At 65.9% G+C, this 24,484-nt stretch carries 35 protein-coding genes; all 35 read left to right on the top strand.

All coding sequences use genetic code 11. The features are described from left to right. Positions 1-213 (top strand): hypothetical protein (locus AB0I81_RS59030; RefSeq protein ID WP_175600297.1); only part of this gene is annotated, 213 nt, incomplete at its 5' end. A gap of 16 nt (positions 214-229) precedes the next feature. After that, positions 230-4,105, top strand: coding sequence for a DNA-directed RNA polymerase subunit beta' (locus AB0I81_RS59025; protein ID WP_360678263.1), 3,876 nt, complete (start codon positions 230-232; stop codon positions 4,103-4,105). A 724-nt stretch (positions 4,106-4,829) separates the two neighbouring features. Beyond that, positions 4,830-5,204: a 30S ribosomal protein S12 gene (rpsL, locus tag AB0I81_RS59020; RefSeq protein WP_049572713.1), complete on the top strand. Its 375-nt coding sequence runs from the start codon at positions 4,830-4,832 to the stop codon at positions 5,202-5,204. 2 nt (positions 5,205-5,206) lie between these two features. Next, positions 5,207-5,677, top strand: a complete 471-nt coding sequence (gene rpsG, locus AB0I81_RS59015; RefSeq protein WP_043623423.1) for a 30S ribosomal protein S7 — start codon at positions 5,207-5,209, stop codon at positions 5,675-5,677. Between the two features lie 40 nt (positions 5,678-5,717). Continuing rightward, entirely contained in the window at positions 5,718-7,817 is a 2,100-nt protein-coding gene (gene fusA, locus AB0I81_RS59010; protein ID WP_360678260.1) for an elongation factor G, read from the top strand. Between the two features lie 152 nt (positions 7,818-7,969). Next, positions 7,970-9,163, top strand: a complete 1,194-nt coding sequence (gene tuf / locus AB0I81_RS59005) for an elongation factor Tu (RefSeq protein ID WP_360678258.1) — start codon at positions 7,970-7,972, stop codon at positions 9,161-9,163. Between the two features lie 255 nt (positions 9,164-9,418). Beyond that, complete coding sequence (rpsJ, locus tag AB0I81_RS59000; RefSeq protein WP_012887830.1) at positions 9,419-9,727, top strand: 30S ribosomal protein S10; 309 nt, start codon at positions 9,419-9,421, stop codon at positions 9,725-9,727. Positions 9,728-9,741: 14 nt separating this feature from the next. Then, the gene (gene rplC / locus AB0I81_RS58995; RefSeq protein WP_360678256.1) at positions 9,742-10,395 is read left to right on the top strand and encodes a 50S ribosomal protein L3; all 654 of its coding nucleotides are present in this window, start codon (positions 9,742-9,744) and stop codon (positions 10,393-10,395) included. Further along, positions 10,392-11,042: a 50S ribosomal protein L4 gene (gene rplD / locus AB0I81_RS58990; RefSeq protein WP_360678254.1), complete on the top strand. Its 651-nt coding sequence runs from the start codon at positions 10,392-10,394 to the stop codon at positions 11,040-11,042. The genes rplC and rplD overlap by 4 nt, the downstream gene beginning before the upstream one ends. 68 nt (positions 11,043-11,110) lie before the next feature. Next, on the top strand, positions 11,111-11,413 hold the full coding sequence (gene rplW, locus AB0I81_RS58985) for a 50S ribosomal protein L23 (RefSeq protein ID WP_360678276.1): 303 nt from the start codon (positions 11,111-11,113) through the stop codon (positions 11,411-11,413). Positions 11,414-11,519: 106 nt separating this feature from the next. After that, the gene (rplB, locus tag AB0I81_RS58980; RefSeq protein WP_360678252.1) at positions 11,520-12,356 is read left to right on the top strand and encodes a 50S ribosomal protein L2; all 837 of its coding nucleotides are present in this window, start codon (positions 11,520-11,522) and stop codon (positions 12,354-12,356) included. A gap of 11 nt (positions 12,357-12,367) precedes the next feature. Next, positions 12,368-12,646, top strand: a complete 279-nt coding sequence (gene rpsS / locus AB0I81_RS58975) for a 30S ribosomal protein S19 (protein WP_360678250.1) — start codon at positions 12,368-12,370, stop codon at positions 12,644-12,646. A gap of 31 nt (positions 12,647-12,677) precedes the next feature. Beyond that, a complete protein-coding gene (gene rplV / locus AB0I81_RS58970) occupies positions 12,678-13,031 on the top strand; it encodes a 50S ribosomal protein L22 (protein WP_360678248.1) in 354 nt (117 codons plus the stop codon). Beyond that, positions 13,031-13,897 (top strand): 30S ribosomal protein S3, encoded by an 867-nt coding sequence (rpsC, locus tag AB0I81_RS58965; protein WP_360678246.1) that lies wholly within the window; start codon positions 13,031-13,033, stop codon positions 13,895-13,897. The genes rplV and rpsC overlap by 1 nt, the downstream gene beginning before the upstream one ends. Before the next feature lie 2 nt (positions 13,898-13,899). Then, positions 13,900-14,319: a 50S ribosomal protein L16 gene (gene rplP, locus AB0I81_RS58960; RefSeq protein WP_125644673.1), complete on the top strand. Its 420-nt coding sequence runs from the start codon at positions 13,900-13,902 to the stop codon at positions 14,317-14,319. Next, entirely contained in the window at positions 14,319-14,555 is a 237-nt protein-coding gene (rpmC, locus tag AB0I81_RS58955) for a 50S ribosomal protein L29 (RefSeq protein WP_360678244.1), read from the top strand. Before rplP ends, rpmC begins: the two co-directional genes overlap by 1 nt. After that, positions 14,548-14,844, top strand: coding sequence for a 30S ribosomal protein S17 (gene rpsQ / locus AB0I81_RS58950; RefSeq protein ID WP_360678242.1), 297 nt, complete (start codon positions 14,548-14,550; stop codon positions 14,842-14,844). Before rpmC ends, rpsQ begins: the two co-directional genes overlap by 8 nt. 191 nt (positions 14,845-15,035) lie before the next feature. Next, positions 15,036-15,407, top strand: coding sequence for a 50S ribosomal protein L14 (gene rplN, locus AB0I81_RS58945; RefSeq protein ID WP_360678240.1), 372 nt, complete (start codon positions 15,036-15,038; stop codon positions 15,405-15,407). 11 nt (positions 15,408-15,418) lie between these two features. Then, a complete protein-coding gene (gene rplX, locus AB0I81_RS58940; RefSeq protein ID WP_360678274.1) occupies positions 15,419-15,712 on the top strand; it encodes a 50S ribosomal protein L24 in 294 nt (97 codons plus the stop codon). After that, a complete protein-coding gene (gene rplE / locus AB0I81_RS58935) occupies positions 15,712-16,299 on the top strand; it encodes a 50S ribosomal protein L5 (protein WP_360678238.1) in 588 nt (195 codons plus the stop codon). Before rplX ends, rplE begins: the two co-directional genes overlap by 1 nt. Before the next feature lie 4 nt (positions 16,300-16,303). Next, positions 16,304-16,489: a type Z 30S ribosomal protein S14 gene (locus AB0I81_RS58930; protein ID WP_020542298.1), complete on the top strand. Its 186-nt coding sequence runs from the start codon at positions 16,304-16,306 to the stop codon at positions 16,487-16,489. A 193-nt stretch (positions 16,490-16,682) separates the two neighbouring features. Continuing rightward, positions 16,683-17,081: a 30S ribosomal protein S8 gene (rpsH, locus tag AB0I81_RS58925; RefSeq protein WP_219467986.1), complete on the top strand. Its 399-nt coding sequence runs from the start codon at positions 16,683-16,685 to the stop codon at positions 17,079-17,081. Positions 17,082-17,097: 16 nt separating this feature from the next. Next, a complete protein-coding gene (rplF, locus tag AB0I81_RS58920) occupies positions 17,098-17,640 on the top strand; it encodes a 50S ribosomal protein L6 (RefSeq protein WP_360678236.1) in 543 nt (180 codons plus the stop codon). A gap of 2 nt (positions 17,641-17,642) precedes the next feature. Then, positions 17,643-18,026 (top strand): 50S ribosomal protein L18, encoded by a 384-nt coding sequence (rplR, locus tag AB0I81_RS58915; protein WP_360678234.1) that lies wholly within the window; start codon positions 17,643-17,645, stop codon positions 18,024-18,026. A 25-nt stretch (positions 18,027-18,051) separates the two neighbouring features. Then, positions 18,052-18,681, top strand: a complete 630-nt coding sequence (rpsE, locus tag AB0I81_RS58910) for a 30S ribosomal protein S5 (RefSeq protein WP_043623468.1) — start codon at positions 18,052-18,054, stop codon at positions 18,679-18,681. 2 nt (positions 18,682-18,683) lie between these two features. Beyond that, on the top strand, positions 18,684-18,866 hold the full coding sequence (gene rpmD, locus AB0I81_RS58905; protein WP_189141227.1) for a 50S ribosomal protein L30: 183 nt from the start codon (positions 18,684-18,686) through the stop codon (positions 18,864-18,866). Between the two features lie 2 nt (positions 18,867-18,868). Continuing rightward, the gene (gene rplO / locus AB0I81_RS58900) at positions 18,869-19,324 is read left to right on the top strand and encodes a 50S ribosomal protein L15 (RefSeq protein ID WP_360678232.1); all 456 of its coding nucleotides are present in this window, start codon (positions 18,869-18,871) and stop codon (positions 19,322-19,324) included. 168 nt (positions 19,325-19,492) lie between these two features. Further along, the gene (secY, locus tag AB0I81_RS58895) at positions 19,493-20,797 is read left to right on the top strand and encodes a preprotein translocase subunit SecY (protein ID WP_360678230.1); all 1,305 of its coding nucleotides are present in this window, start codon (positions 19,493-19,495) and stop codon (positions 20,795-20,797) included. Beyond that, complete coding sequence (locus AB0I81_RS58890; protein WP_360678228.1) at positions 20,797-21,447, top strand: adenylate kinase; 651 nt, start codon at positions 20,797-20,799, stop codon at positions 21,445-21,447. The genes secY and AB0I81_RS58890 overlap by 1 nt, the downstream gene beginning before the upstream one ends. 115 nt (positions 21,448-21,562) lie before the next feature. Beyond that, positions 21,563-22,372 (top strand): type I methionyl aminopeptidase, encoded by an 810-nt coding sequence (map, locus tag AB0I81_RS58885; RefSeq protein ID WP_360678226.1) that lies wholly within the window; start codon positions 21,563-21,565, stop codon positions 22,370-22,372. Positions 22,373-22,387: 15 nt separating this feature from the next. After that, positions 22,388-22,819, top strand: a complete 432-nt coding sequence (locus AB0I81_RS58880; protein WP_360678224.1) for a DUF1707 domain-containing protein — start codon at positions 22,388-22,390, stop codon at positions 22,817-22,819. Between the two features lie 239 nt (positions 22,820-23,058). Continuing rightward, positions 23,059-23,280: a translation initiation factor IF-1 gene (infA, locus tag AB0I81_RS58875; protein ID WP_012887858.1), complete on the top strand. Its 222-nt coding sequence runs from the start codon at positions 23,059-23,061 to the stop codon at positions 23,278-23,280. A gap of 24 nt (positions 23,281-23,304) precedes the next feature. Beyond that, the gene (gene rpmJ / locus AB0I81_RS58870; protein WP_003956441.1) at positions 23,305-23,418 is read left to right on the top strand and encodes a 50S ribosomal protein L36; all 114 of its coding nucleotides are present in this window, start codon (positions 23,305-23,307) and stop codon (positions 23,416-23,418) included. Between the two features lie 219 nt (positions 23,419-23,637). Beyond that, positions 23,638-24,018, top strand: coding sequence for a 30S ribosomal protein S13 (gene rpsM, locus AB0I81_RS58865; RefSeq protein ID WP_360678221.1), 381 nt, complete (start codon positions 23,638-23,640; stop codon positions 24,016-24,018). A 45-nt stretch (positions 24,019-24,063) separates the two neighbouring features. Further along, complete coding sequence (gene rpsK, locus AB0I81_RS58860; RefSeq protein WP_020542285.1) at positions 24,064-24,468, top strand: 30S ribosomal protein S11; 405 nt, start codon at positions 24,064-24,066, stop codon at positions 24,466-24,468. Positions 24,469-24,484: the final 16 nt, after the last annotated feature.

The following is a 24,484-nucleotide window of genomic DNA, read 5'->3' as shown; positions in this document are numbered from 1 at the left end:
GTCAAGGGCGAGAACATTCCCGAGCCGGGCATCCCCGAGTCCTTCAAGGTGCTCATCAAGGAAATGCAGTCGCTGTGCCTCAACGTCGAGGTGCTCTCCAGCGACGGTATGTCCATCGAGATGCGTGACACCGACGAGGACGTCTTCCGCGCCGCGGAGGAGCTCGGTATCGACCTGTCCCGGCGTGAGCCGAGCAGCGTGGAAGAAGTCTGAGGGGGAGATCGCAAACATGCTGGACGTCAACTTCTTCGACGAGCTTCGGATCGGGCTGGCGACGGCCGACGACATTCGTCAGTGGTCGCACGGCGAGGTCAAGAAGCCGGAGACGATCAACTACCGGACCCTCAAGCCGGAAAAGGACGGGCTCTTCTGCGAGAAGATCTTCGGTCCGACCCGGGACTGGGAGTGCTACTGCGGTAAGTACAAGCGAGTCCGGTTCAAGGGCATCATCTGTGAGCGCTGTGGCGTCGAGGTCACCCGCGCCAAGGTGCGTCGTGAGCGGATGGGCCACATCGAGCTGGCCGCGCCGGTCACGCACATCTGGTACTTCAAGGGTGTCCCGTCGCGCCTCGGTTACCTGCTCGACCTGGCCCCGAAGGACCTGGAGAAGGTCATCTACTTCGCGGCGTACATGATCACGCATGTCGACACCGAGATGCGTGAGCGTGACCTGCCCTCGCTGGAGGCGAAGATCTCCGTCGAGCGGCAGCACATCGAGCAGCGCCGTGACGCCGACGTCGAGACCAGGCAGAAGAAGCTCGAGGCCGACCTGGGCGAGCTTGAGGCCGCCGGCGCCAAGGGCGACCAGCGCCGCAAGGTCCGCGAGGGCGCCGAGCGCGAGATGCGTCAGCTCCGCGACCGGGCCCAGCGCGAGCTGGACCGGCTCGACGAGGTCTGGAGCCGCTTCAAGAACCTCAAGGTCCAGGACCTTGAGGGCGACGAGCTGCTCTACCGCGAGATGCGCGACCGCTTCGGCCGCTACTTCAAGGGCGGCATGGGCGCGCAGGCGATCCAGGACCGCCTGATCAGCTTCGACCTCGACGCCGAGGCCGAGAACCTGCGCGAGACCATCCGCAGCGGCAAGGGCCAGAAGAAGGCCCGCGCGCTCAAGCGGCTCAAGGTCGTGTCCGCGTTCCTGAACACGACCAACTCGCCGCGCGGCATGGTGCTCGACTGCATCCCGGTCATCCCGCCGGACCTGCGCCCGATGGTGCAGCTCGACGGTGGCCGGTTCGCCACCTCCGACCTCAACGACCTGTACCGCCGGGTCATCAACCGCAACAACCGCCTCAAGCGTCTGCTCGACCTCGGCGCGCCCGAGATCATCGTGAACAACGAGAAGCGGATGCTGCAGGAGGCCGTGGACGCGCTGTTCGACAACGGCCGTCGCGGCCGCCCGGTCACCGGGCCCGGCAACCGGCCGCTGAAGTCCCTCAGCGACATGCTGAAGGGTAAGCAGGGTCGTTTCCGCCAGAACCTGCTGGGCAAGCGAGTCGACTACTCCGGCCGTTCGGTCATCGTCGTCGGCCCGCAGCTCAAGCTGCACCAGTGCGGTCTGCCCAAGCAGATGGCGCTGGAGCTGTTCAAGCCGTTCGTGATGAAGAGGCTCGTGGACCTCAACCACGCGCAGAACATCAAGTCGGCCAAGCGGATGGTCGAGCGCGCCCGCCCCGTGGTGTGGGACGTGCTCGAAGAGGTCATCACCGAGCACCCGGTGCTGCTCAACCGGGCGCCGACGCTGCACCGTCTGGGCATCCAGGCGTTCGAGCCGCAGCTGGTCGAGGGCAAGGCCATCCAGATCCACCCGCTCGTCTGCACCGCGTTCAACGCGGACTTCGACGGCGACCAGATGGCCGTGCACCTGCCGCTGTCGGCTGAGGCCCAGGCCGAGGCACGCATCCTGATGCTCTCGACCAACAACATCCTCAAGCCGGCCGACGGCAAGCCCGTGACGATGCCCACCCAGGACATGGTCATCGGCCTGTACTGGCTGACCACCCAGAAGGACGGCGCGCAGGGCGAGGGCCGCGTGTTCGGCTCCATCGCCGAGGCGCAGATGGCCTTCGACCGCCGCGAGCTGGAGATCCAGGCGAAGATCCAGATCCGGCTCAAGGACGTCCTGCCGCCGCGCGAGTGGGTGGCTCCCGAGGGCTGGGAGCAGGGCGACCCCCTGCGGCTGGAGACCACGTTCGGGCGGTGCCTGTTCAACCAGACGCTGCCGGCCAGCTACCCCTTCGTCGACTTCCAGGTCGGCAAGAAGCAGCTGTCCATCATCGTGAACGAGCTGGCGGAGACCTACCCCAAGATCGAGGTCGCCAACTCGCTCGACGCGCTCAAGGACGCCGGCTTCCGCTGGGCGACCCGCTCCGGTGTCACCATCTCGATCGAGGACGTCGTCGCGCCCCCGAACAAGCAGGACATCATGGAGAACTACGAGCGCCGGGCCGACAAGGTTCAGCGTGAGTACGAGCGCGGTCTGATCACCGACGAGGAGCGCCGTCAGGAGCTCATCGAGATCTGGACGCACGCGACGGCCGACGTCGAGACCGACATGGTCAACGCCTTCCCGGCGACCAACCCGGTCTGGATGATGGTCAACTCCGGCGCCCGCGGTAACAAGATGCAGGTCCGGCAGATCGCCGGTATCCGTGGCCTGGTGTCCAACACCAAGGGTGAGACGATCCCGCGGCCGATCAAGGCCTCCTTCCGCGAGGGCCTGTCGGTGCTGGAGTACTTCATCTCCACCCACGGTCAGCGGAAGGGTCTGGCCGACACCGCCCTGCGTACCGCCGACTCGGGTTACCTGACCCGTCGTCTGGTGGACGTGGCGCAGGACGTCATCGTGCGCGAGATCGACTGCGGCACCGACCGCGCGGTCCCGCTGCACGTCGGCGAGCGGGACTCCTCGGGCAACCTGGTCAAGGCGGAGAACGCCGAGTCCAACGTGCACGGGCGCATCCTGGCCGAGGACGTCGAGGTGGACGGCAAGGTCATCGTCCCGGTGGGCGTCGACATCAACGACATCCACGTGACGAAGCTGGTCGAGGCCGGCGTCGAGACCGTGCGTACCCGCAGCGCGCTCGTCTGCGAGGCCAAGATCGGTGTCTGCGCGACCTGCTACGGCCGCTCGCTGGCCACTGGCAAGCTCGTGGACGTCGGCGAGGCGGTCGGCATCATCGCCGCCCAGTCGATCGGTGAGCCGGGCACGCAGCTGACCATGCGTACGTTCCACACCGGTGGTGTGGCCGGCGCCGACATCACCCACGGTCTGCCCCGTGTCACGGAGCTGTTCGAGGCGCGCATCCCCAAGGGTGTCGCCCCGATCTCCGAGGCCGAGGGCCGGGCTCGCATCGACGAGACCGACAAGACCAGGAAGATCGTGATCACCCCGGACGACGGGTCCGAGGAGATCGCGTACCCGGTGTCGATGCGTTCGCGCCTGCTCGTGCAGGAGGGCCAGCGCATCACGGTCGGCCAGCAGCTCGTCGCCGGTGCGGTCAACCCCAACGAGGTGCTGCGCATCCTCGGCCCGCGGGCCGTGCAGCTGCACCTGGTGGCGGAGGTCCAGCAGGTCTACCGCTCGCAGGGTGTGTCGATCCACGACAAGCACATCGAGATCATCGTGCGGCAGATGCTCAAGCGCGTGAACGTGCTGGAGTCCGGTGACACCGACCTGCTGCCCGGTGAGCTGGTGGAGCGTCCGCGCTTCGAGCAGATGAACCGCGAGACGGTGGCGGAGAGCGGCTCCCCGGCCGCCGGCCGCCCGGTGCTCATGGGCATCACGAAGGCGTCGCTGGCCACCGAGTCGTGGTTGTCGGCGGCATCCTTCCAGGAGACGACCAGGGTCCTGACGGACGCGGCGATCCACGCCAAGTCCGACTCGCTCCTGGGCCTGAAGGAGAACGTCATCATCGGTAAGCTCATCCCGGCCGGTACCGGCATGCCGCAGTACCGCAACATCCGGGTCGAGCCGACCGAGGAGGCCAAGGCGGCCATGTACACGGTCGGCGGCTACGACGGCTCCGCGGCCGACTACACCTTCGGCACCGGCAGCGGCGAGGCCGTCCCGCTGGAGGAGTACGACTTCGGCCAGTACAACCGGTAAATGCTCTGAGTGATGCGCCCGGGTCTCTCGTCAGGGAGGCTCGGGCGCGTTGCTTTTCCCATCCGTCGCGGCGCCGCTTTTTCCATCCGTTACGGCGTTGCCTTTTTGATCCGTTACGGCGCTGCCGTGGCCGCCCCAGACGCCGTACGGGGCTGAGGACCTTCCAGGGAGACGCCCGCTGAGCCCTTCAGTGGCTGGGCGCCGTTACGGCGCCCTGTGGGCCGTCTGTGTGGTGCACAGGACCTCCGGGCCGGTGGGATCTCCCTCGATGGTTCGCCAGGGGACACTAACCGCCAGGTGAGAGGCCGGACAGTCGAGTCTTCACTGTTCCGATGCCGGAGGTTCGACGAACAGCTCGCAAGATGGTCGCGAAGGCCGATATCATGGTCGGCGGAGCTGTAGATGGGCTGGATGAAAGGCCCTGGCGATCCGGAGCGGTAAGGCTTGCCCGCCTTGTCGCGTCGTTTTGACGTGTCGCTGGAGGCTGGGTAGTCTTGAGCATCGTGCCCGTCTTCTAGCGGGCTCTCGACCGCGCGCTCATTGCGGGCGCAGGACGGCTCTCTGGCTCGTACATCCTCGCGGGACGTGTCTGTGTGACTAGCGCGACACGCCCGAGCGCGGGGGCGCCGAGACAAGAAAAACCAGCAGGTCATGACACCGGCAGCACCTGCGAATCGCAAGACCTTTTGACGTAACACCGGCCAAGGCACGAAACGGAGTGGCAGTGCCCACTATTCAGCAGTTGGTCCGCAAGGGCCGGCAGGACAAGGTCTCCAAGACCAAGACTCCTGCCCTCAAGGGGAGTCCGCAGCGGCGCGGTGTGTGCCAGCGCGTTTACACCACGACTCCGAAGAAGCCCAACTCGGCACTGCGCAAGGTGGCCCGTGTTCGGCTCACGAACGGCATCGAGGTCACGGCCTACATCCCCGGTGTGGGTCACAACCTGCAGGAGCACTCCATCGTGCTCGTGCGTGGCGGTCGTGTGAAGGACCTGCCTGGTGTTCGCTACAAGATCATCCGCGGCTCGCTGGACACCCAGGGTGTCCGCAACCGCAAGCAGGCCCGTAGCCGCTACGGCGCGAAGAGGGAGAAGAGCTAACAATGCCTCGTAAGGGTTCTCCTGGCCGTCGTCAGCTCATGTCTGACCCGGTTTACAGCTCGCCGCTCGTGACCGCCCTGATCAACAAGGTGCTCCTGGACGGCAAGCGCTCCATCGCGCAGTCGATCGTCTACGGCGCCCTCGAGGGCTGCAGGGAGAAGACGGGCAACGACCCGGTCGTCACCCTGAAGCGCGCGCTTGACAACGTCAAGCCGACCCTTGAGGTCCGCAGCCGTCGCGTCGGTGGCGCGACCTACCAGGTGCCGGTCGAGGTGCGCGCCGCGCGCAGCACCACGCTGGCCCTGCGCTGGCTGGTGCAGTACTCCCGCGCCCGCCGCGAGAAGACGATGACCGAGCGCCTCATGAACGAGCTCCTCGACGCCAGCAACGGCCTCGGGGCGAGCGTGAAGAAGCGCGAGGACACCCACAAGATGGCCGAGTCCAACAAGGCCTTCGCCCACTACCGCTGGTAACCCCGGCGGGTTCGACGAGACGACGAGGACGCGAGTTAAAGTGGCCGCTACGACCGCTCTTGACCTGGCCAAGGTCCGCAACATTGGGATCATGGCCCATATCGACGCGGGCAAGACCACCACGACCGAGCGCATCCTGTTCTACACCGGCATCAACTACAAGATCGGTGAAGTCCACGAGGGCGCTGCCACGATGGACTGGATGGAGCAGGAGCAGGAGCGCGGCATCACGATCACGTCTGCCGCGACGACCTGCGAGTGGCTCGGTCACACGATCAACATCATCGACACCCCTGGTCACGTCGACTTCACCATCGAGGTGGAGCGTGCGCTCCGCGTCCTCGACGGTGCCGTCGCCGTGTTCGACGGTGTCGCCGGTGTTGAGCCGCAGTCGGAGACGGTGTGGCGCCAGGCTGACCGCTACAACGTCCCGCGCATCTGCTTCGTGAACAAGATGGACCGGGTCGGCGCGGAGTTCCACCGCTGCGTCGACATGATGATCAGCCGCCTCGGCGCGATCCCGGCCGTCGTTCAGCTCCCCTGGGGCGTGGAGGCCGGCTTCCGGGGTGTCATCGACCTCGTGAAGATGAAGGGCCTGCTCTGGAGCGAGGAGGCGGCCAAGGGCGAGATGTACGACACCGTCGACATCCCGGCCGACCACGCCGAAGCCGCTCGCGAGTGGCGCGACAAGCTGGTCGAGACCGTCGCCGAGAACGACGACGAGCTGATGGAGCTGTTCCTGGAGGGCACCGAGCCCACCGAGGAGCAGCTGGTCGCGGCCCTGCGCCGCGCCACCCTCGCCGGCAGCATCAACCCGGTTCTCACCGGCACCGCGTTCAAGAACAAGGGCGTGCAGCCCCTGCTCGACGCGATCGTCGCCTACCTCCCCGCCCCGACCGACATCCCTGCCTTCAAGGGTCACGCGGTCGGCAACGAGGACAAGGTGGTCGAGCGTCACGCGGACCCGACCGAGCCGTTCGCCGCGCTGGCCTTCAAGATCCAGAGCGACCAGCACCTGGGCCGTCTCACCTACATCCGCATCTACTCGGGCACGCTCGAGTCCGGTTCCGGAGTCATCAACTCCGTGAAGGGCAAGAAAGAGCGGATCGGCAAGATCTTCCAGATGCACGCGAACAAGCGTGAGGAGCGCCCGTCGGCGCACGCCGGGCAGATCGTCGCCGTGATGGGTCTGAAGGACACCACCACCGGTGACACCCTGTCCGACTCCACGCACCAGGTCGTGCTCGAGTCGATGACGTTCCCGGCTCCGGTCATCAACGTCGCCATCGAGCCCAAGACCAAGGGCGACCAGGAGAAGCTGTCCACCGCCATCCAGCGGCTGGCCGAGGAGGACCCGTCCTTCCAGGTCCGCCGTGACGAGGAGACCGGTCAGACGGTCATCTGGGGCATGGGCGAGCTTCACCTGGAGATCCTCGTCGACCGGATGCGTCGCGAGTTCAAGGTCGAGGCCAACGTCGGCCGCCCGCAGGTCGCCTACCGCGAGACCATCCGCCGCAAGGTGGAGAAGGTCGACTACACCCACAAGAAGCAGACCGGTGGTTCCGGTCAGTTCGCGCGGGTCATCATCAACCTCGAGCCGCTCGGCGAAGGCAACGACGGCTACGAGTTCGAGAACAAGGTCACGGGTGGCCGCGTCCCGAGGGAGTACATCCCCTCGGTCGACGCCGGCGCCCAGGAAGCCGCCGAGTTCGGCGTGCTGGCCGGTTACCCGATGGTCGGCGTGAAGGTTACGCTGACCGACGGCGCCGCCCACGACGTCGACTCCTCGGAGATGGCGTTCAAGATCGCTGGTTCGATGGCGTTCAAGGAGGCCGCTCGCAAGGCCGACGCGGTGCTTCTCGAGCCCACGATGTCCGTCGAGGTCACCACGCCCGAGGACTACATGGGTGATGTCATCGGCGACCTCAACGGCCGCCGCGGGCAGATCCAGTCGATGGACGAGCGCGCAGGCGCTCGCGTCATCACGGCGCTCGTGCCGCTCAATGAGATGTTCGGCTACGTGGGTGACCTGCGTAGCAAGACGCAGGGGCGGGCGAGCTACAGCATGCAGTTCGACTCCTACTCGGAGGTGCCCCCGGGCATCGCCAAGGAGATCGTCGCGAAGGCCCGGGGCGAGTAGTTCCTGGTCTGACCCCGTGAGGGGTTGGGCCGGGACGTCAAGTCCTGGTCCCTGGCGGGATGGTGAGAGCCATCCCGCCTCCAAGGGGTTCGGAATCACCCGGGCCCGAGTGTGCAGACGAAAGTCAGTCAGATTCTCTAAGGAGAGAACCAGTGGGCAAGGCCAAGTTCGAGCGGAACAAGCCGCACATGAACATCGGCACCATTGGGCATATCGACCACGGTAAGACCACACTGACCGCGGCGATCACCAAGGTGCTCCACGACCGTTACCCCGAGCTGAACGCCGCGACGCCGTTCGACAAGATCGACAAGGCGCCGGAGGAGAAGGCTCGTGGCATCACGATCTCCATCGCGCACGTCGAGTACCAGACCGAGAAGCGCCACTACGCCCACGTGGACTGCCCCGGTCACGCCGACTACGTGAAGAACATGATCACCGGTGCGGCTCAGATGGACGGCGCGATCCTCGTGGTCGCCGCCACCGACGGCCCGATGCCGCAGACGAAGGAGCACGTCCTCCTGGCCCGCCAGGTCGGCGTCCCCTACATCGTCGTGGCGCTCAACAAGTCGGACATGGTGGACGACGAGGAGATCCTCGAGCTCGTCGAGCTTGAGGTCCGTGAGCTCCTCTCCGCTCAGGAGTTCCCCGGCGACGACCTGCCCGTCGTCCGCGTCTCCGCCCTGAAGGCTCTTGAGGGCGACCAGAAGTGGGCCGACAGCATCGTCGAGCTCATGAACGCCGTGGACGAGAGCGTTCCCGAGCCCCCGCGTGAGACGGAGAAGCCGTTCCTCATGCCGGTCGAGGACGTCTTCTCGATCACCGGTCGCGGCACCGTCGTCACCGGTCGTATCGAGCGCGGCATCGTCAAGGTCAACGAGCAGGTCGACATCATCGGCATCAAGGCCGAGAAGACGACGACCACCGTCACCAGCATCGAGATGTTCAACAAGATGCTCGACGAGGGTCACGCGGGCGACAACGCCGCCCTGCTGCTCCGTGGCATCAAGCGGGACGACGTCGAGCGCGGCCAGTGCATCATCAAGCCGGGCACGACCACCCCGCACACCGAGTTCACCGGCCAGGTCTACATCCTGTCCAAGGACGAGGGCGGCCGCCACACGCCGTTCTTCAACAACTACCGCCCGCAGTTCTACTTCCGTACGACTGACGTGACCGGTGTGGTGAACCTCCCCGAGGGCACCGAGATGGTCATGCCGGGCGACAACACCGAAATGCGCGTTGAGCTGATCCAGCCCATCGCCATGGAGGAAGGCCTCAAGTTCGCGATCCGTGAGGGTGGCCGCACCGTCGGCGCCGGCCGGGTCGTGAAGATCATCAAGTAGCTGTACCGTCGGGCCGGCGGTCGGCCCCGAACCCCGGGACCGGCCGCCGTACCACGCAGGGCCCCATGCACGGCGCCGTGATCCTGCAGTAGCTTCGGCCGAACGTGACCGAAGTCACTGCCGGATCACGGAAGAAAAGGCAGATCGACTGCGTCTGCCTCGTGGGGTCAGCGCAGGTCTGACCTGCGCAAATGATTAGCGGCAACAGGCCGCACGATACTTTTTCAGACGACAGCGAAGGACACCGAGGCCACTATGGCGGGACAGAAGATCCGCATCCGGCTTAAGGCCTATGACCACGAGGTCATCGACAGCTCGGCCAAGAAGATCGTCGAGACGGTGACGCGGACTGGCGCGAAGGTCGCGGGCCCGGTGCCGCTGCCGACCGAGAAGAACGTGTACTGCGTCATCCGCTCGCCGCACAAGTACAAGGACAGCCGCGAGCACTTCGAGATGCGCACGCACAAGCGGCTGATTGACATCATCGATCCGACCCCCAAGACCGTCGACTCGCTCATGCGGCTCGACCTCCCCGCGGGTGTCGACATTTCGATCAAGCTCTGAGGGAACGCACTGACATGGCTAAGACGATCAAGGGCGTCCTGGGCAAGAAGCTCGGCATGACCCAGGTCTTCGACGCGGACAACCGGATGGTTCCGGTCACCGTGGTCGAGGCCGGTCCGTGCGTGGTGACCCGGGTCCGCACAGCAGAGAAGGACGGCTACTCCGCCGTACAGCTCGGCTTCGGGCAGGTCGACCCCAGGAAGGTCAACAAGCCGCTCGGCGACTACCTGCGTAAGCACGACATCACCCCGCGCCGTTACTTCGCGGAGATCCGCACCGACGACGCGAGCGACTACACCCTGGGCCAGGAGCTGCTGGCCGACACCTTCGAAGCCGGCCAGTTCGTCGACGTGACGGGCAAGAGCAAGGGCAAGGGCTTCGCCGGTGTCATGAAGCGGCACGGCTTCGGTGGTCTGGGCGCGTCGCACGGTACGCAGCGCAAGCACCGCTCGCCGGGTTCCATCGGTGGCTGCGCCACCCCGGGCCGCGTTTTCAAGGGTCTGCGCATGGCTGGCCGGATGGGTAACGTCCGCACCACCGTGCAGAGCCTGAAGGTTCACGCCGTGGACGCCGAGAACGGTCTCATCCTGATCAAGGGTGCGATCCCCGGCGCCAACGGCAGCCTGGTCCTCGTCCGTACCGCTGCCAAGAAGGGGGCTGCCAAGTGAGCACCACTATTGACGTCCTCGACGCCAGCGGCGCGAAGACCGGCACCGTTGACCTGCCCGACGCCGTTTTCGGCGCCAAGGTCAACGTTCCGCTGATCCACCAGGTGGTCGTGGCCCAGCTCGCCGCTCGCCGGCAGGGCACCCACAAGACCAAGACCCGTGGTGAGGTCTCCGGCGGCGGCAAGAAGCCGTACCGCCAGAAGGGCACCGGCCGCGCCCGTCAGGGCTCGACCCGCGCTCCCCAGTTCGCCGGCGGCGGCGTCGTCCACGGCCCCGTGCCGCGTGACTACTCGCAGCGCACGCCCAAGAAGATGAAGGCCGCCGCCCTGCGCGGCGCCCTGTCCGACCGGGCCGGCGGCGGTCGCGTGCACGTGGTGAGCTCCCTGGTCTCGGGCGAGACGCCCAAGACCAAGGCCGCCCTGCAGGCCGTGCGCAAGATCACCCAGGCCGCCCGCGTCCTCGTCGTCGTCGACGCGGACGACGAGCTGACCTGGATGAGCCTGCGCAACGCTCCCGAGGTCCACCTGCTGGACGCCGGGCAGCTCAACACCTACGACGTGCTGGTGCACGACGACGTGGTCTTCACCCAGGAGGCGTACGACCAGGTCGTGGCGCGCCTGAGCGAGGGCGGGAAGGAAGAGGCCTGATGTCCGACGCAACCACCGAGTCGCAGGACGTCGTCCAGTCCTCCGAGCCCGAGCAGCGCAAGGGCCGGATGGAGCGGGTCACCGACCCGCGCGACATCATCATCAAGCCGGTCGTCTCCGAGAAGAGCTACGGCCTGATCGATGAGAACAACAAGTACACGTTCCTGGTGCGCAACACCGCGAACAAGACCCAGGTGAAGATCGCCGTCGAGCAGATCTTCGGGGTCAAGGTCACCAGCGTGAACACCATCAACCGGCAGGGCAAGCGCAAGCGCACCCGTACCGGCTTCGGCAAGCGTCCCGACACCAAGCGCGCGATCGTGAGCCTGGTCGAGGGCGATCGGATCGACATCTTCGGTCAGATCGGCTAGCGGCCTTAGAAGTGAGCGCGGGCCGCATGGCCCGCGCGGGGCTGAGACCGTCGCACTCCGGTGCGGCGGGCTCACCCATGTAACCGACGAAGGATGAACGAAAAAGATGGGCATCCGTAAGTACAAGCCGACGACTCCAGGTCGCCGCGGATCGAGTGTCTCGGACTTCTCCGAGATCACCCGCAGCACCCCTGAGAAGTCGCTGCTTGCACCCCTGCACAGCAAGGGCGGCCGCAACGTACACGGCCGGGTCACCGCTCGCCACCAGGGCGGCGGTCACAAGCGCGCCTACCGGATCATCGACTTCCGTAGGCATGACAAGGACGGCGTTCCGGCGAAGGTCGCTCACATCGAGTACGACCCCAACCGCACCGCCAACATCGCTCTGCTCCACTACGCCGACGGCGAGAAGCGCTACATCATCGCGCCGACGGGCCTCAAGCAGGGCGACCGGATCGAGAACGGCCCCGGGGCCGACATCAAGCCGGGCAACTGCCTGCCGCTGCGCAACATCCCGACCGGTACCTTCATCCACGCGGTGGAGCTCCGTCCGGGTGGTGGCGCCAAGCTGGGCCGTTCCGCCGGTGCGCAGATCCAGCTGCTGGCCAAGGAGGGCACCTACGCCACGCTGCGTATGCCGTCCGGCGAAATGCGCATGGTCGACGTGCGCTGCCGCGCCACGGTGGGTCAGGTCGGCAACGCCGAGCAGGCCAACATCAACTGGGGCAAGGCCGGCCGTATGCGGTGGAAGGGCAAGCGCCCGACCGTCCGCGGTGTCGCGATGAACCCCGTCGACCACCCGCACGGTGGTGGTGAGGGTAAGACCTCCGGTGGTCGTCACCCGGTGAACCCCAAGGGCAAGCCCGAGGGTCGTACCCGTCAGGCGAACAAGGCCAGCGACAGGCTGATCATCCGCCGTCGGTCCAAGAGGAAGAAGCGGTAGGAGCAGCCGAGATGCCACGTAGCCTTAAGAAGGGTCCCTTCGTGGACGGTCACCTTCAGAAGAAGGTGGAAGTCCAGAACGAGAAGGGCACCAAAACCGTCATCAAGACGTGGTCGCGGCGCTCCATGATCGTTCCCGACATGCTCGGGCACACGATCGCCGTGCACGACGGCCGCAAGCACGTCCCGGTGTTCGTCACCGAGTCGATGATCGGCCACAAGCTCGGAGAGTTCGCTCCCACGCGGACGTTCCGCAGCCACGTCAAGGACGACCGGCGCAGCCGGCGATAGACGCCTTCAGAAGCAGTTAGAGGAGTAAGCGATGGAAGCCAGGGCTCAGGCGCGGTTCGTCCGCGTCACGCCCCTCAAGGCCCGCCGCGTGGTGGACCTTATTCGCGGGCTGCCCGCTTCGGAGGCGCAGGCCGTGCTGCAGTTCGCTCCCCAGTCGGCGAGCGAGCCGATCTACAAGGTGCTCAGCTCCGCCGTGGCGAACGCCGAGCACAACTTCGATCTCGACCCCAGCACGCTCGTCGTGAGCCGCGCGTGGGTCGACGAGGGCCCGACGCTGAAGCGGTTCCGTCCGCGTGCACAGGGTCGCGCCTATCGGATCAACAAGCGGACGAGCCACATCACCGTGATCGTGGAGTCCCGCGAGCCGAAGGGAAGGACCCGATAGTGGGCCAGAAGGTTAACCCGCACGGGTTCCGCCTCGGCATCACGACCGACTTCAAGAGCCGGTGGTACGCCGACAAGCTGTACAAGTCCTACGTAGCCGAGGACGTGTCGATCCGCCGCATGCTGCAGAAGGGCATGGAGCGGGCCGGCATCTCCAAGGTCGAGATCGAGCGCACGACGGACCGCGTGCAGGTGGACATCCACACCGCGCGTCCCGGCATCGTGATCGGCCGCCGCGGCGCCGAGGCCGACCGCATCCGCGGTGACCTGGAGAAGCTGACCAAGAAGCAGGTCCAGCTCAACATCCTCGAGGTCAAGAACCCGGAGATCGACGCGCAGCTCGTCGCGCAGGGCGTGGCCGAGCAGCTGTCCAGCCGGGTCTCGTTCCGCCGTGCCATGCGCAAGGCGATGCAGTCGGCCATGAAGTCCGGCGCCAAGGGCATCCGTGTCCAGTGCTCCGGTCGTCTGGGCGGCGCCGAGATGTCCCGGTCGGAGTTCTACCGCGAGGGCCGGGTGCCGCTGCACACGCTCCGCGCGGACATCGACTACGGCTTCTACGAGGCCCGTACGACCTTCGGCCGCATCGGCGTGAAGGTCTGGATCTACAAGGGCGAGGCTCCGACCAGCCGCGCCGAGCGTGAGGCGGCTGCCGCCGGCGCTCGCGCCGGCCAGCGTCGTGACCGCGACGACCGTCGTGGTGGCGGCGGCGGTGGCGACCGTCCGCGTCGTGGTGGCGGTGACCGTCCCCGTCGTGGCGGTGGCGGCCGTGGTGACCGCGGCGACCGCGCACCCCGTAACAACGAGGCGGCCGCGCAGGCCGCCCCCGAGACCGGCCCGGCTGCGCAGCCGGGTGCTGAAGGGAGCTGACCATGCTGATCCCGCGCAGGGTCAAGCACCGCAAGCAGCACCGGCCTGACCGCAGCGGAGCCGCCAAGGGCGGCACCAGGGTCGTGTTCGGCGAGTTCGGCATTCAGGCGGTTGAGCACTCGTACGTGACCAACCGGCAGATCGAGTCCGCTCGTATCGCCATGACCCGTCACATCCGCCGTGGCGGCAAGGTGTGGATCAACATCTACCCCGACCGTCCGCTCACCAAGAAGCCGGCCGAGACCCGCATGGGTTCCGGTAAGGGTTCGCCGGAGTGGTGGATCGCCAACGTCAAGCCCGGACGCGTCATGTTCGAGCTGTCCGGCGTGGCGGAGTCGGTGGCGCGTGAGGCGCTCACCAGGGCGATTCACAAGCTTCCCATGAAGTGCAAGATCGTCAAGCGTGAAGTTGGTGAGGCGTGATGGCTAAGGGCCTGACCGCCGGGGACCTGCGGGTGGAGGACCAGGACACCCTGGTCCAGAAGCTCAAGGAAGCCAAGGAAGAGCTGTTCAACCTTCGCTTCCAGTCGGCGACCGGTCAGTTGGAGAGCCACGGGCGGCTGCGTGCCGTCCGCCGCGAGATCGCCCGTATCTACACCGTGATGCGCGAGCGCGAGCTGGGCATCGTCACGGTCGAGAAGGAGACGAGCGATGGCTGAGACCGAGACCACCGAGAGCACGGAGACGGCGGAGAACGCGCGGAAGTTCCGCAAGGTCCGCGAGGGCCTGGTCGTCAGCGACAAGATGGACAAGACCGTCGTCGTCGCCGTCGAGGACCGCGTCAAGCACCGTCTGTACGGCAAGGTCATCCGCCGTACGACCAAGTACAAGGCGCACGACGAGGCCAACGCCTGTGGCGTCGGCGACCGCGTGCTGCTGATGGAGACCCGCCCCCTCTCCGCCACCAAGCGGTGGAGGGTCGTGGAGATCCTGGAGAAGGCCAAGTAGGCCCTCTCTGACATACCGCGCCTCGTGGGGGCTCCCAGAGCCCCCATGACGGTGTCCAAGGACGCGGGGCCGCACGGTCCCGCGTCGCCTGCGGTGCGGCGCCCTGAGGGGCGCTGTGGCCGTGGGAACAAGACAATGCAAGGTTCCGCCAGGCTCAGAAATGAGAACCGGCGCGACTATCAGGAGTAGACGTGATCCAGCAGGAGTCGCGGCTCAAGGTCGCCGACAACACGGGCGCGAAGGAAATCCTTTGCATCCGCGTTCTCGGTGGCTCGGGCCGACGCTACGCCGGTATCGGCGACGTCATCGTCGCCACTGTCAAGGACGCGCTGCCGGGCAGCACGGGCGTCAAGAAGGGCGATGTGGTCAGGGCCGTCATCGTCCGCACGGTCAAGGAGCGCCGCCGGCCCGACGGCTCCTACATCCGCTTCGACGAGAACGCCGCCGTCATCATCAAGGACAGCGGTGACCCTCGCGGTACTCGTATCTTCGGCCCGGTCGGCCGCGAGCTGCGCGACAAGAAGTTCATGCGCATCATCTCGCTCGCCCCGGAGGTGCTGTAATGCCGAAGTCGCTGCATGTGAAGAAGGGTGACCTGGTCCAGGTCATCGCCGGCAAGGACAAGGGTGCCAAGGGTCGTGTGATCGCCTCTCTCCCGCGCGAGGACCGCGTGGTGGTCGAGGGCATCAACATGATCAAGAAGCACACCAAGGAGACCCACCAGGGCCCGCGCGGCGCCAAGACCGGCGGCGTGCAGAGCATGGAGGCTCCGATCCACGTCTCGAACGTGAAGAAGCTCAAGGACGACAAGCCCGCCGACAAGAAGGCCGACGAGAAGAAGGCCGACGAGACGGGTGAGGACAGCTGATGACTGCCACGACCACCGAGAACGAGACCGCGACCGAGCGCCCGACGCCGCGACTCAAGACGAAGTACCGCGAGGAGATCGCGGCCCAGCTTCGCGAGCAGTTCGGCATCGAGAACGTCATGCAGATCCCCGCCCTGACCAAGATCAAGGTCAACATGGGTGTGGGTGAGGCGGCTCGCGACTCCAAGCTCATCGAGGGCGCCGTCCGCGACCTCACCGTGATCACCGGTCAGAAGCCGGCCGTCGTCCGGGCGCGTAAGTCCATCGCGCAGTTCAAGCTGCGTGAGGGCATGCCGATCGGCGCGCACGTCACGCTGCGCGGCGACCGCATGTGGGAGTTCCTCGACCGGCTGCTGGCGCTGGCCCTGCCCCGTATCAGGGACTTCCGCGGCCTGTCGCCCAAGCAGTTCGACGGCAACGGGAACTACACCTTCGGTCTGACCGAGCAGGTCATGTTCCACGAGGTCGACCAGGACAAGGTCGACCGGCCGCGGGGCATGGACATCACCATCGTGACCACCGCGAAGACCGACGACCAGGGCCGGGCGCTGCTGAAGCTCCTCGGCTTCCCGTTCAAGGAGGCCTGATCCAATGGCGAAGAAGTCGCTGATCGCCAAGGCGGGGCGCAAGCAGAAGTTCGAGGTCCGGGCCTACACGCGGTGCTCGCGCTGCGGTCGGCCGCGCGCCGTCTACAGGAAGTTCGGGCTCTGCCGCGTGTGCTTCCGCGAGATGGCGCACCGGGGCGAGCTGCCCGGCATCACCAAGTCGAGCTGGTAGGTACCCTGGTGAGCGGCCCTGGTGCCGCTCATCGGGCACTCATATTTCAGTAGAAGAACAGGACGCTCCTCGTGAGCGTTCGTGACCACGCTGTAGGTCCACCGGTAGAGCACGGAAGAGGTAGCCGAAAGGCGGACTCGACCAGTGAAAGTGCTTCACCGACTGGAAACCGCGGCGAGGAAGGCCACTGGCCATGACGATGACCGACCCGATCGCAGACATGCTCACGCGTCTGCGAAACGCGAATTCGGCGTACCACGACAGCGTGTCGATGCCGTACTCGAAGATCAAGGCGCACATTGCCGAGATCCTCCAGCAGGAGGGTTACATCCAGGCTTGGACCGTCGAAGACGCCAAGGTCGGGAAGAACCTCGTGGTGGAGCTCAAGTTCGGGCCCACCCGTGAGCGGTCGCTCGCGGGCGTGCGCCGGGTTTCCAAGCCCGGTCTGCGCGTTTATGCGAAGAAGGACAACCTGCCTCGAGTCCTGGGCGGACTGGGCGTCGCGATCATCTCGACGTCCCACGGCCTCATGACCGACAAGCAGGCCGGCAAGCGTGGTGTAGGCGGGGAAGTCCTCGCCTACGTCTGGTAGAGGGGAGGACCACAGCATGTCGCGTATCGGACGACTGCCCATCCCTGTGCCCAGCGGCGTAGACATCACGATCACCGGCCAGGATGTCCAGGTCAAGGGCCCGAAGGGCACGCTCAATCACTCGGTCGCCGAGCCGATCAAGGTCGCTCGCGACGACGACGGCGCCATCGCCGTCTCCCGGCCGAACGACGAGAACAAGGTCCGTGCGCTGCACGGCCTGTCCCGGACGCTGATCGCCAACATGGTGCAGGGCGTCACTCAGGGCTACTCCAAGAGCCTTGAGATCGTCGGCGTCGGTTACCGCGTCCAGGCCAAGGGCCCGACGCAGCTGGAGTTCGCACTGGGCTTCAGTCACCCGGTCATCGTCGACGCCCCCGAGGGCGTCACCTTCCGCGTCGAGAAGCCGACCGTGTTCCACGTGGACGGCATCGACAAGCAGAAGGTCGGCGAGGTCGCGGCCAACATCCGCAAGTTGCGCAAGCCTGACCCGTACAAGGGCAAGGGCGTGCGTTACCAGGGCGAACAGATCCGCCGCAAGGTCGGAAAGGCTGGTAAGTAGGCATGGCTCCGAAGACTGCGTTCAGCAAGCACACGGCTGCCCGCACCGTCTCGCGGGCCCGCCGTCACCGCCGCGTCCGCAAGTTCGTCGTCGGTACGGCCGAGCGTCCGCGCCTGGTCGTCAATCGCTCGACCCGTCACATGTTCGTCCAGATCGTGGACGACTCCGTCGGCCACACGCTGGTGAGCGCGTCCACCATGGACGCCTCGCTGCGCACGCTGGAGGCGGACAAGACGGAGAAGGCCAAGAAGGTCGGCGAGCTCCTCGCTCAGCGGGCCAAGGAAGCCGGGATCACGGCGGTCGTCTTCGACCGCGGTGGCAACCGCTACGCCGGTCGCATCGCGGCCCTGGCGGACAGCGCCCGCGAAGGCGGGCTCGAATTCTGATGGCAACTGAGAAGAGGAACCACTGATGGCTGCAGCTCCGCGTCGCGGTGGCGGCACCGGTGGCGAGCGGCGGGACCGTCGTGACGATCGCCGCGGTGGCGCCGCCGACAAGGGCGTCTCGTACATCGAGCGCGTAGTTAAGATCAACCGAGTGGCCAAGGTCGTGAAGGGTGGTCGTCGCTTCAGCTTCACCGCCCTCGTCGTCGTCGGTGACGGCAACGGCCTGGTCGGCGTCGGCTATGGCAAGGCCAAGGAAGTCCCCGCGGCCATCGCCAAGGGTGTCGAAGAGGCCAAGAAGCACTTCTTCAAGGTGCCCAGGATCCAGGGCACCATCCCGCACACCGTGCAGGGCGAGGAGGCGGCCGGCGTCGTCTTTCTGCGTCCCGCCTCGGCCGGTACCGGCGTCATCGCCGGTGGCCCGGTCCGCGCGGTCCTGGAGTGCGCGGGCATCCACGACGTGCTGTCCAAGTCGCTCGGCTCGGACAACCCGATCAACATCGTGCACGCCACCGTGGCGGCTCTGAAGGGCCTTTCGCGCCCCGAGGAGATCGCCGCCCGCCGTGGCCTGCCGATCGAGGACGTGGCCCCGCCGGCGATGCTCAAGGCCCAGCGTGAGGGTCTGGCGGAGGCTGCGGCCGCGAAGGCGGTGAGCTAGTCATGGCACGCCTGAAGATCACTCAGGTTCGCTCGAAGATCGGTGGCAAGCAGAACCAGCGCGACTCGCTGCGTTCGCTTGGCCTGAAGCGAATCGGCGACGTCGTCGTCAAGGAGGACCGGCCCGAGATTCGCGGCATGGTCTCCGTGGTGACGCACCTCGTCGCCGTGGAAGAGGTCGACTAGTCATGACTGACAAGGCTCCGCTCAAGATTCACGACCTGCGTCCCGCCCCCGGCGCCAACAAGGCCAAGATCCGCAAGGGTCGTGGCGAGGCGTCGAAGGGTAAGACGGCCGGTCGCGGCACCAAGGGCAGCCACGCCCGTACGACGGTCCCCCTCGGTTTCGAGGGTGGCCAGGTGCCGCTGCAGAGGCGTCTGCCGAAGCTCAAGGGCTTCTCCAACGCCCTGTTCAAGACGACCTACCAGGTCGTCAACCTTGACAAGATCGGCGAGCTGTTCCCCGAGGGTGGCGAGGTCACCGTCGAGACGCTGGTCACCAAGGGTGCTGTTCGCAAGAACCAGCTCGTGAAGGTGCTCGGCACCGGCGAGATCTCGGTCGCGGTGAACGTGACGGCTCACGCCTTCTCGTCCTCCGCGAAGGAGAAGATCGCCGCCGCCGGTGGTTCCGTTACCGAGCTGTAAGAGCTATTACGAGGCGTGGGGGCTTTGACAATGGGCCCCCACGCCCGTAGTGCGTTAGAGTTCGCGAGACGGCAGGCTTCTGTCCGGCTCGTTTGACATGAGACTTCAGATGGCAGATCCCCGCACCATCGCTAACTCACACCGCCGTAAAGGCGCGCAGGAGGGACCGTGCTGACCGCGTTTACCCGGGCGTTCCGGACACCGGACCTGCGCAAAAAGTTGCTCTTCACCCTGGGCATCATCGCGCTTTTCCGACTCGGCTCGGTTCTTCCGACCCCGGGCGTCCACGTCGAGAACCTCGCCGCCTGTTTCGACCAGGCTCGTAGTGGCGAAACCGGCAACATCTACGGGATGGTCCAGCTCTTCAGCGGCGGCGCTCTGCTCAAGCTGTCGGTGTTCGCGCTGGGCATCATGCCGTATATCACCGCGAGCATCATTCTTCAGTTGCTCGTCGTGGTCATCCCACGACTCGAAGCGCTGAAGAAGGAAGGCCAATCCGGTCAGACCAAGATCACGCAGTATACGCGTTACCTGACCATCGGGCTCGCTGTTCTGCAGTCCACCGCCTTCATCGCGCTCGCGCGTACCGGTCAGCTCTTCCCGAACTGCCAGCAGGACGTGCTGCTCGACCCCGACAACATCTTCCAGATCGTGACGATGGTGGTCATCATGACCGCCGGTACGTCCGTGATCATGTGGCTCGGTGAGCTCATCACCGACCGCGGCGTCGGCAACGGCATGTCCATCCTGATCTTCACTCAGGTCGTGGCGGTCTTCCCGTCCGAGCTCGCCAACATCTTCCAGGCCAACAAGTTCACCTTCGCGGTCGTCATGGTGGTCGGCATCTTCATGATCGCCGCCGTGGTCTTCGTGGAGCAGGCGCAGCGCCGCATCCCGGTGCAGTACGCCAAGCGGATGGTCGGCCGAAGGATGTACGGCGGCACGTCCACCTACATCCCGCTGAAGGTCAACCAGGCCGGCATCATCCCGGTGATCTTCGCGTCCTCGCTGCTCTACCTGCCGCAGCTCATCACCTCGCTCTTCTCCACGAGCGAGAACGTGGTGATCACCTGGATCTCGCAGAACCTGGCCACGGGCGACACCCCGATCTACATGGCCACGTTCTTCCTGCTGATCATCTTCTTCACGTACTTCTACGTGTCGATTACGTTCAACCCCGCTGAAATCGCCGACAACATGAAGAAGTACGGTGGTTTCATTCCGGGCATCCGTCCCGGCCGTCCGACGGCTGAATACCTGAACTTCGTGCTCACCCGTCTGACCGCGCCTGGCGCGCTCTATCTGGGTCTGATCTCCATGGTCCCGATCGTCGCGCTCGCGGTGGCCGGTGCGAGCCAGAACTTCCCGTTCGGAGGGACGAGCATTCTGATCATGGTAGGCGTCGGCCTGGACACGGTGAAGCAGATCGAGAGCCAGCTGCAGCAGCGCAACTACGAAGGTTTCCTGCGGTAGTGCGTCTCGTTCTGGTCGGGCCCCCCGGAGCGGGTAAGGGGACACAGGCCCAGTACATCGCATCGAACCTGTCCATCCCGAAAATATCGACAGGTGACATCTTCCGTGCCAACGTCTCCGGCGGCACGGACCTTGGCAAGCTGGCCAAGACGTACATGGATCGTGGCGATCTGGTGCCCGACGAGGTCACCATCGCCATGGTCCGTGACCGTCTGTCCGAAGACGACGCGCAGGACGGGTTCCTGCTCGACGGCTTCCCGAGGAACGTCGCGCAGGCGGAGATCCTGCGCGACATGCTCAAGGACTGGGGCCAGGCGCTCGACCTCGTACTCGAACTCGTCGTCGATGACGAAGAGGTGGTCAGGCGGCTGGCCGGCCGGCGCACCTGCAGCCAGTGCGGCCGCATCTGGCACGTCGAGTTCGACGACAAGAAGGACGACAGGTGTGACGCGTGCGGGGGCGCGCTCTTCCAGCGGGACGACGACAAGGAAGACACGGTCAGGCACCGCCTGGAGGTCTACCAGGAGCAGACCGCGCCCCTGGTCTCCTACTACGCCGACGAGGGCATCCTGGTGGGCGTCGACGCGACGGGCCCGGTGGAGGAAATCACTCAGCGGGCCATGGACGCGATCCGGCCGTTCATGGACTGAGAGGTCGGCGTACGACCGATTCGCGGAGGTGGCACGGGTTTCCGTGCCACCTCGCGGCTATTGTGGGGGGAATTGGGCCCCCACCGTGGCCCGTTGAGACCCAGGGGGGCAGAAGATGTTCAAACGCAACAGGCACGGAATCCAGATCAAGTCGGCCGAGCAGCTGGACAAGATGCGCGCGGCGGGCCTGGTGGTCGGGCGCACGCTCGACCTGCTGAGGCGCTCGGTCGAGCCGGGCATGACCCCGCTGGACCTCGACGTCATCGCCGAGAAGGCGATCAGGGACGAGGGCGCGATCCCGTCCTTCAAGGGCTACCAGGGCTTTCCCGCCACGATCTGCGCGTCCGTGAACGACGAGGTGGTGCACGGCATCCCGGGCAATGCCCGCAAGCTGGTCGAGGGGGACATCATCTCCATCGACTGCGGCGCCATCCTGGAGGGCTGGCACGGCGACTCGGCGGTGACCGTTCCCGTGGGCGAGGTGGACCCGAAGCTGACGGAGCTGATGCGGGTCACCGAGGAGGCCATGTGGCGCGGCATCGCCGCGCTGAGGCCCGGCCGGCACCTGTCCGACATCGGGTACGAGATCGAGCGGTACGTGAAGTCCCAGGGCCGTTTCGGCATCCCTCCCGAGTACGGCGGCCACGGCATCGGCACCGAGATGCACATGGACCCGTGGATCGCCAACCACGGCAGGCCCGGCAGGGGACCGATGCTGGAGGAGGGCATGTGCCTGGCCATCGAGCCCATGGTCAACCTCGGCACCGAGCGCACCCGCGTGCTGGCCGACGACTGGACCGTGGTCACGATTGACGGCAAGCAGTCCGCACACTTCGAGCACAGCGTCGCCGTGACACATAATGGTCCTTGGGTGCTTACCGCTCTGGATGGGGGCGAAGGGCGCCTGGCGCAACAGAAGAGCTAACCGGGAGTGGGTGGGATGGCGAACAGCCCCGAGATGCGTGCCTCCGACGCCGACCGTGACCGGGTCGCCGCCATCCTCCGCGAACACACCGCGCAGGGCCGCATCAACATGGATGAGTTCAACGAGCGGCTCGAACAGCTCTACAAGAGCAAGACCTATGGCGAACTGGCCAGGCTGACCTCTGATCTGCCCGATGTGGACCTGCGCCACCTGCCCGTCAAGGCCACGGCCGCGCCGGCTCCCGAGAAGCAGGGCATGCACACCGGGATGCGGGCGGCCTGGAGCGCCTGGGCCGTGGCCAGCGGCCTCAACTGGGTGATCTGGCTGATCGTGAGCATCACGTCCGGTGACCTGATCTATCCGTGGCCGCTGTGGGTGATGGGGCCGTGGGGCGTCATCCTGCTGGTGAGCACGATCTTCGGCGACAACAAGCCCAAGCCCACTTAGGCGCTCTCGAACGGCCTGAGGCGCTGTTGCCGTGGGGTAGACTCTTACGTGGTTGTGTCAGGACACCTGGCACGCGTTTCGCGTTTTGAGCTCAGGTGTCGTACACTCCTTAGTCGGCTCACTATGACCTATCGCGCGTCGGCGATCTTTGCTGATCGTCGCTCTCTTCGAAGCGCGAGGGTCGCGGCTGCTTAGTGAACCGGAGCCTCAGACGACCGATCAGTGAAACGCGAGGAATTTTGGCCAAGAAAGACGGCGCCATCGAGATCGAGGGCACTGTGGTCGAATCGCTCCCGAACGCCATGTTCCGGGTGCAGCTCGACAACGGCCACAAAGTCCTGGCCCATATCAGCGGCCGGATGCGGATGCACTACATCCGGATCCTGCCGGACGACAGGGTTGTCGTTGAACTGAGCCCCTACGACCTTAGTCGCGGGCGGATCGTCTACCGATACAAGTAAGACGTCTGAGGAACACGAAGGACAATGAAGGTAAAGCCGAGCGTCAAGAAGATCTGCGACAAGTGCAAGGTGATCCGCCGGCACGGTCGCGTCATGGTGATCTGCGACAACCTGCGCCACAAGCAGCGTCAGGGTTAGTCGCCGCAAGGCTTCTCCGAGTCCGCCCCGGAAGGGTGCGGGCTCGACGTATGAGAAGCCTGAGTCAGTTGTAGCGCCTCACACTCGAGCAGGCGGGCCCGTTTCCGGGCGCGAACCACTCGGGCGACCCCCGGTCGGAGGCCGGGGCCCTCACCCCGGGCATTGGGGAGGGGTAGTGCGGTGCAAGACCTCCGCCACAAAGAAGGAGAATGCCCGACCATGGCTCGCCTGGTTGGCGTCGACCTCCCCCGCGACAAGCGGCTGGAGATCGCTCTCACCTACATCTACGGAATCGGCCGCACCCGCGCCCAGGAGCTGCTCAAGGCCACCGGCGTGAACGGCGACCTGCGCGTGCACGAGCTCTCCGACACCGAACTCGTCCCGATGCGTGACTACATCGAGGCGAACTTCAAGATCGAGGGTGACCTGCGCCGTGAGGTTCAGGCCGACATCCGTCGCAAGATCGAGATTGGTTGTTACCAGGGCATCCGGCACCGCAAGGGCCTTCCCGTGCACGGTCAGCGCACGCAGACCAACGCGCGTACCCGTAAGGGCAAGAAGAAGACCGTCGCCGGTAAGAAGAAGCCCGGTAAGAAGTAGTCCACGCAGCCGCGGGACCGAAGACCTCAGGAGTGAAGGCAACCTATGCCTCCTAAGAGCCGCCAGGGTGCGCCCAAGAAGGTGCGCCGCAAGGAAAAGAAGAACGTCGCTCACGGGCACGCCCACATCAAGAGCACGTTCAACAACACGATCGTCTCGATCACCGACCCGAACGGGAACGTGATCTCCTGGGCCAGCGCCGGCCACGTGGGTTTCAAGGGCTCCCGTAAGTCCACCCCGTTCGCCGCCCAGATGGCCGCCGAGAACGCCGCGCGTCGCGCCATGGAGCACGGCATGCGCAAGGTCGACGTCTTCGTCAAGGGTCCCGGCTCCGGCCGTGAGACCGCGATCCGCTCGCTGCAGGCCACCGGCCTCGAAGTGGGTTCGATCCAGGACGTCACCCCGGTGCCGCACAACGGCTGCCGTCCGCCCAAGCGCCGCCGCGTCTGACCAGGAGATATTGAGA

The sequence above is a fragment of the Nonomuraea sp. NPDC050404 genome, assembly GCF_040655495.1.
Classification (GTDB): Bacteria; Actinomycetota; Actinomycetes; order Streptosporangiales; family Streptosporangiaceae; genus Nonomuraea.
Note: the sequence above shows the minus strand (reverse complement) of the source record. Positions and strands in the feature narration are given on the sequence as shown.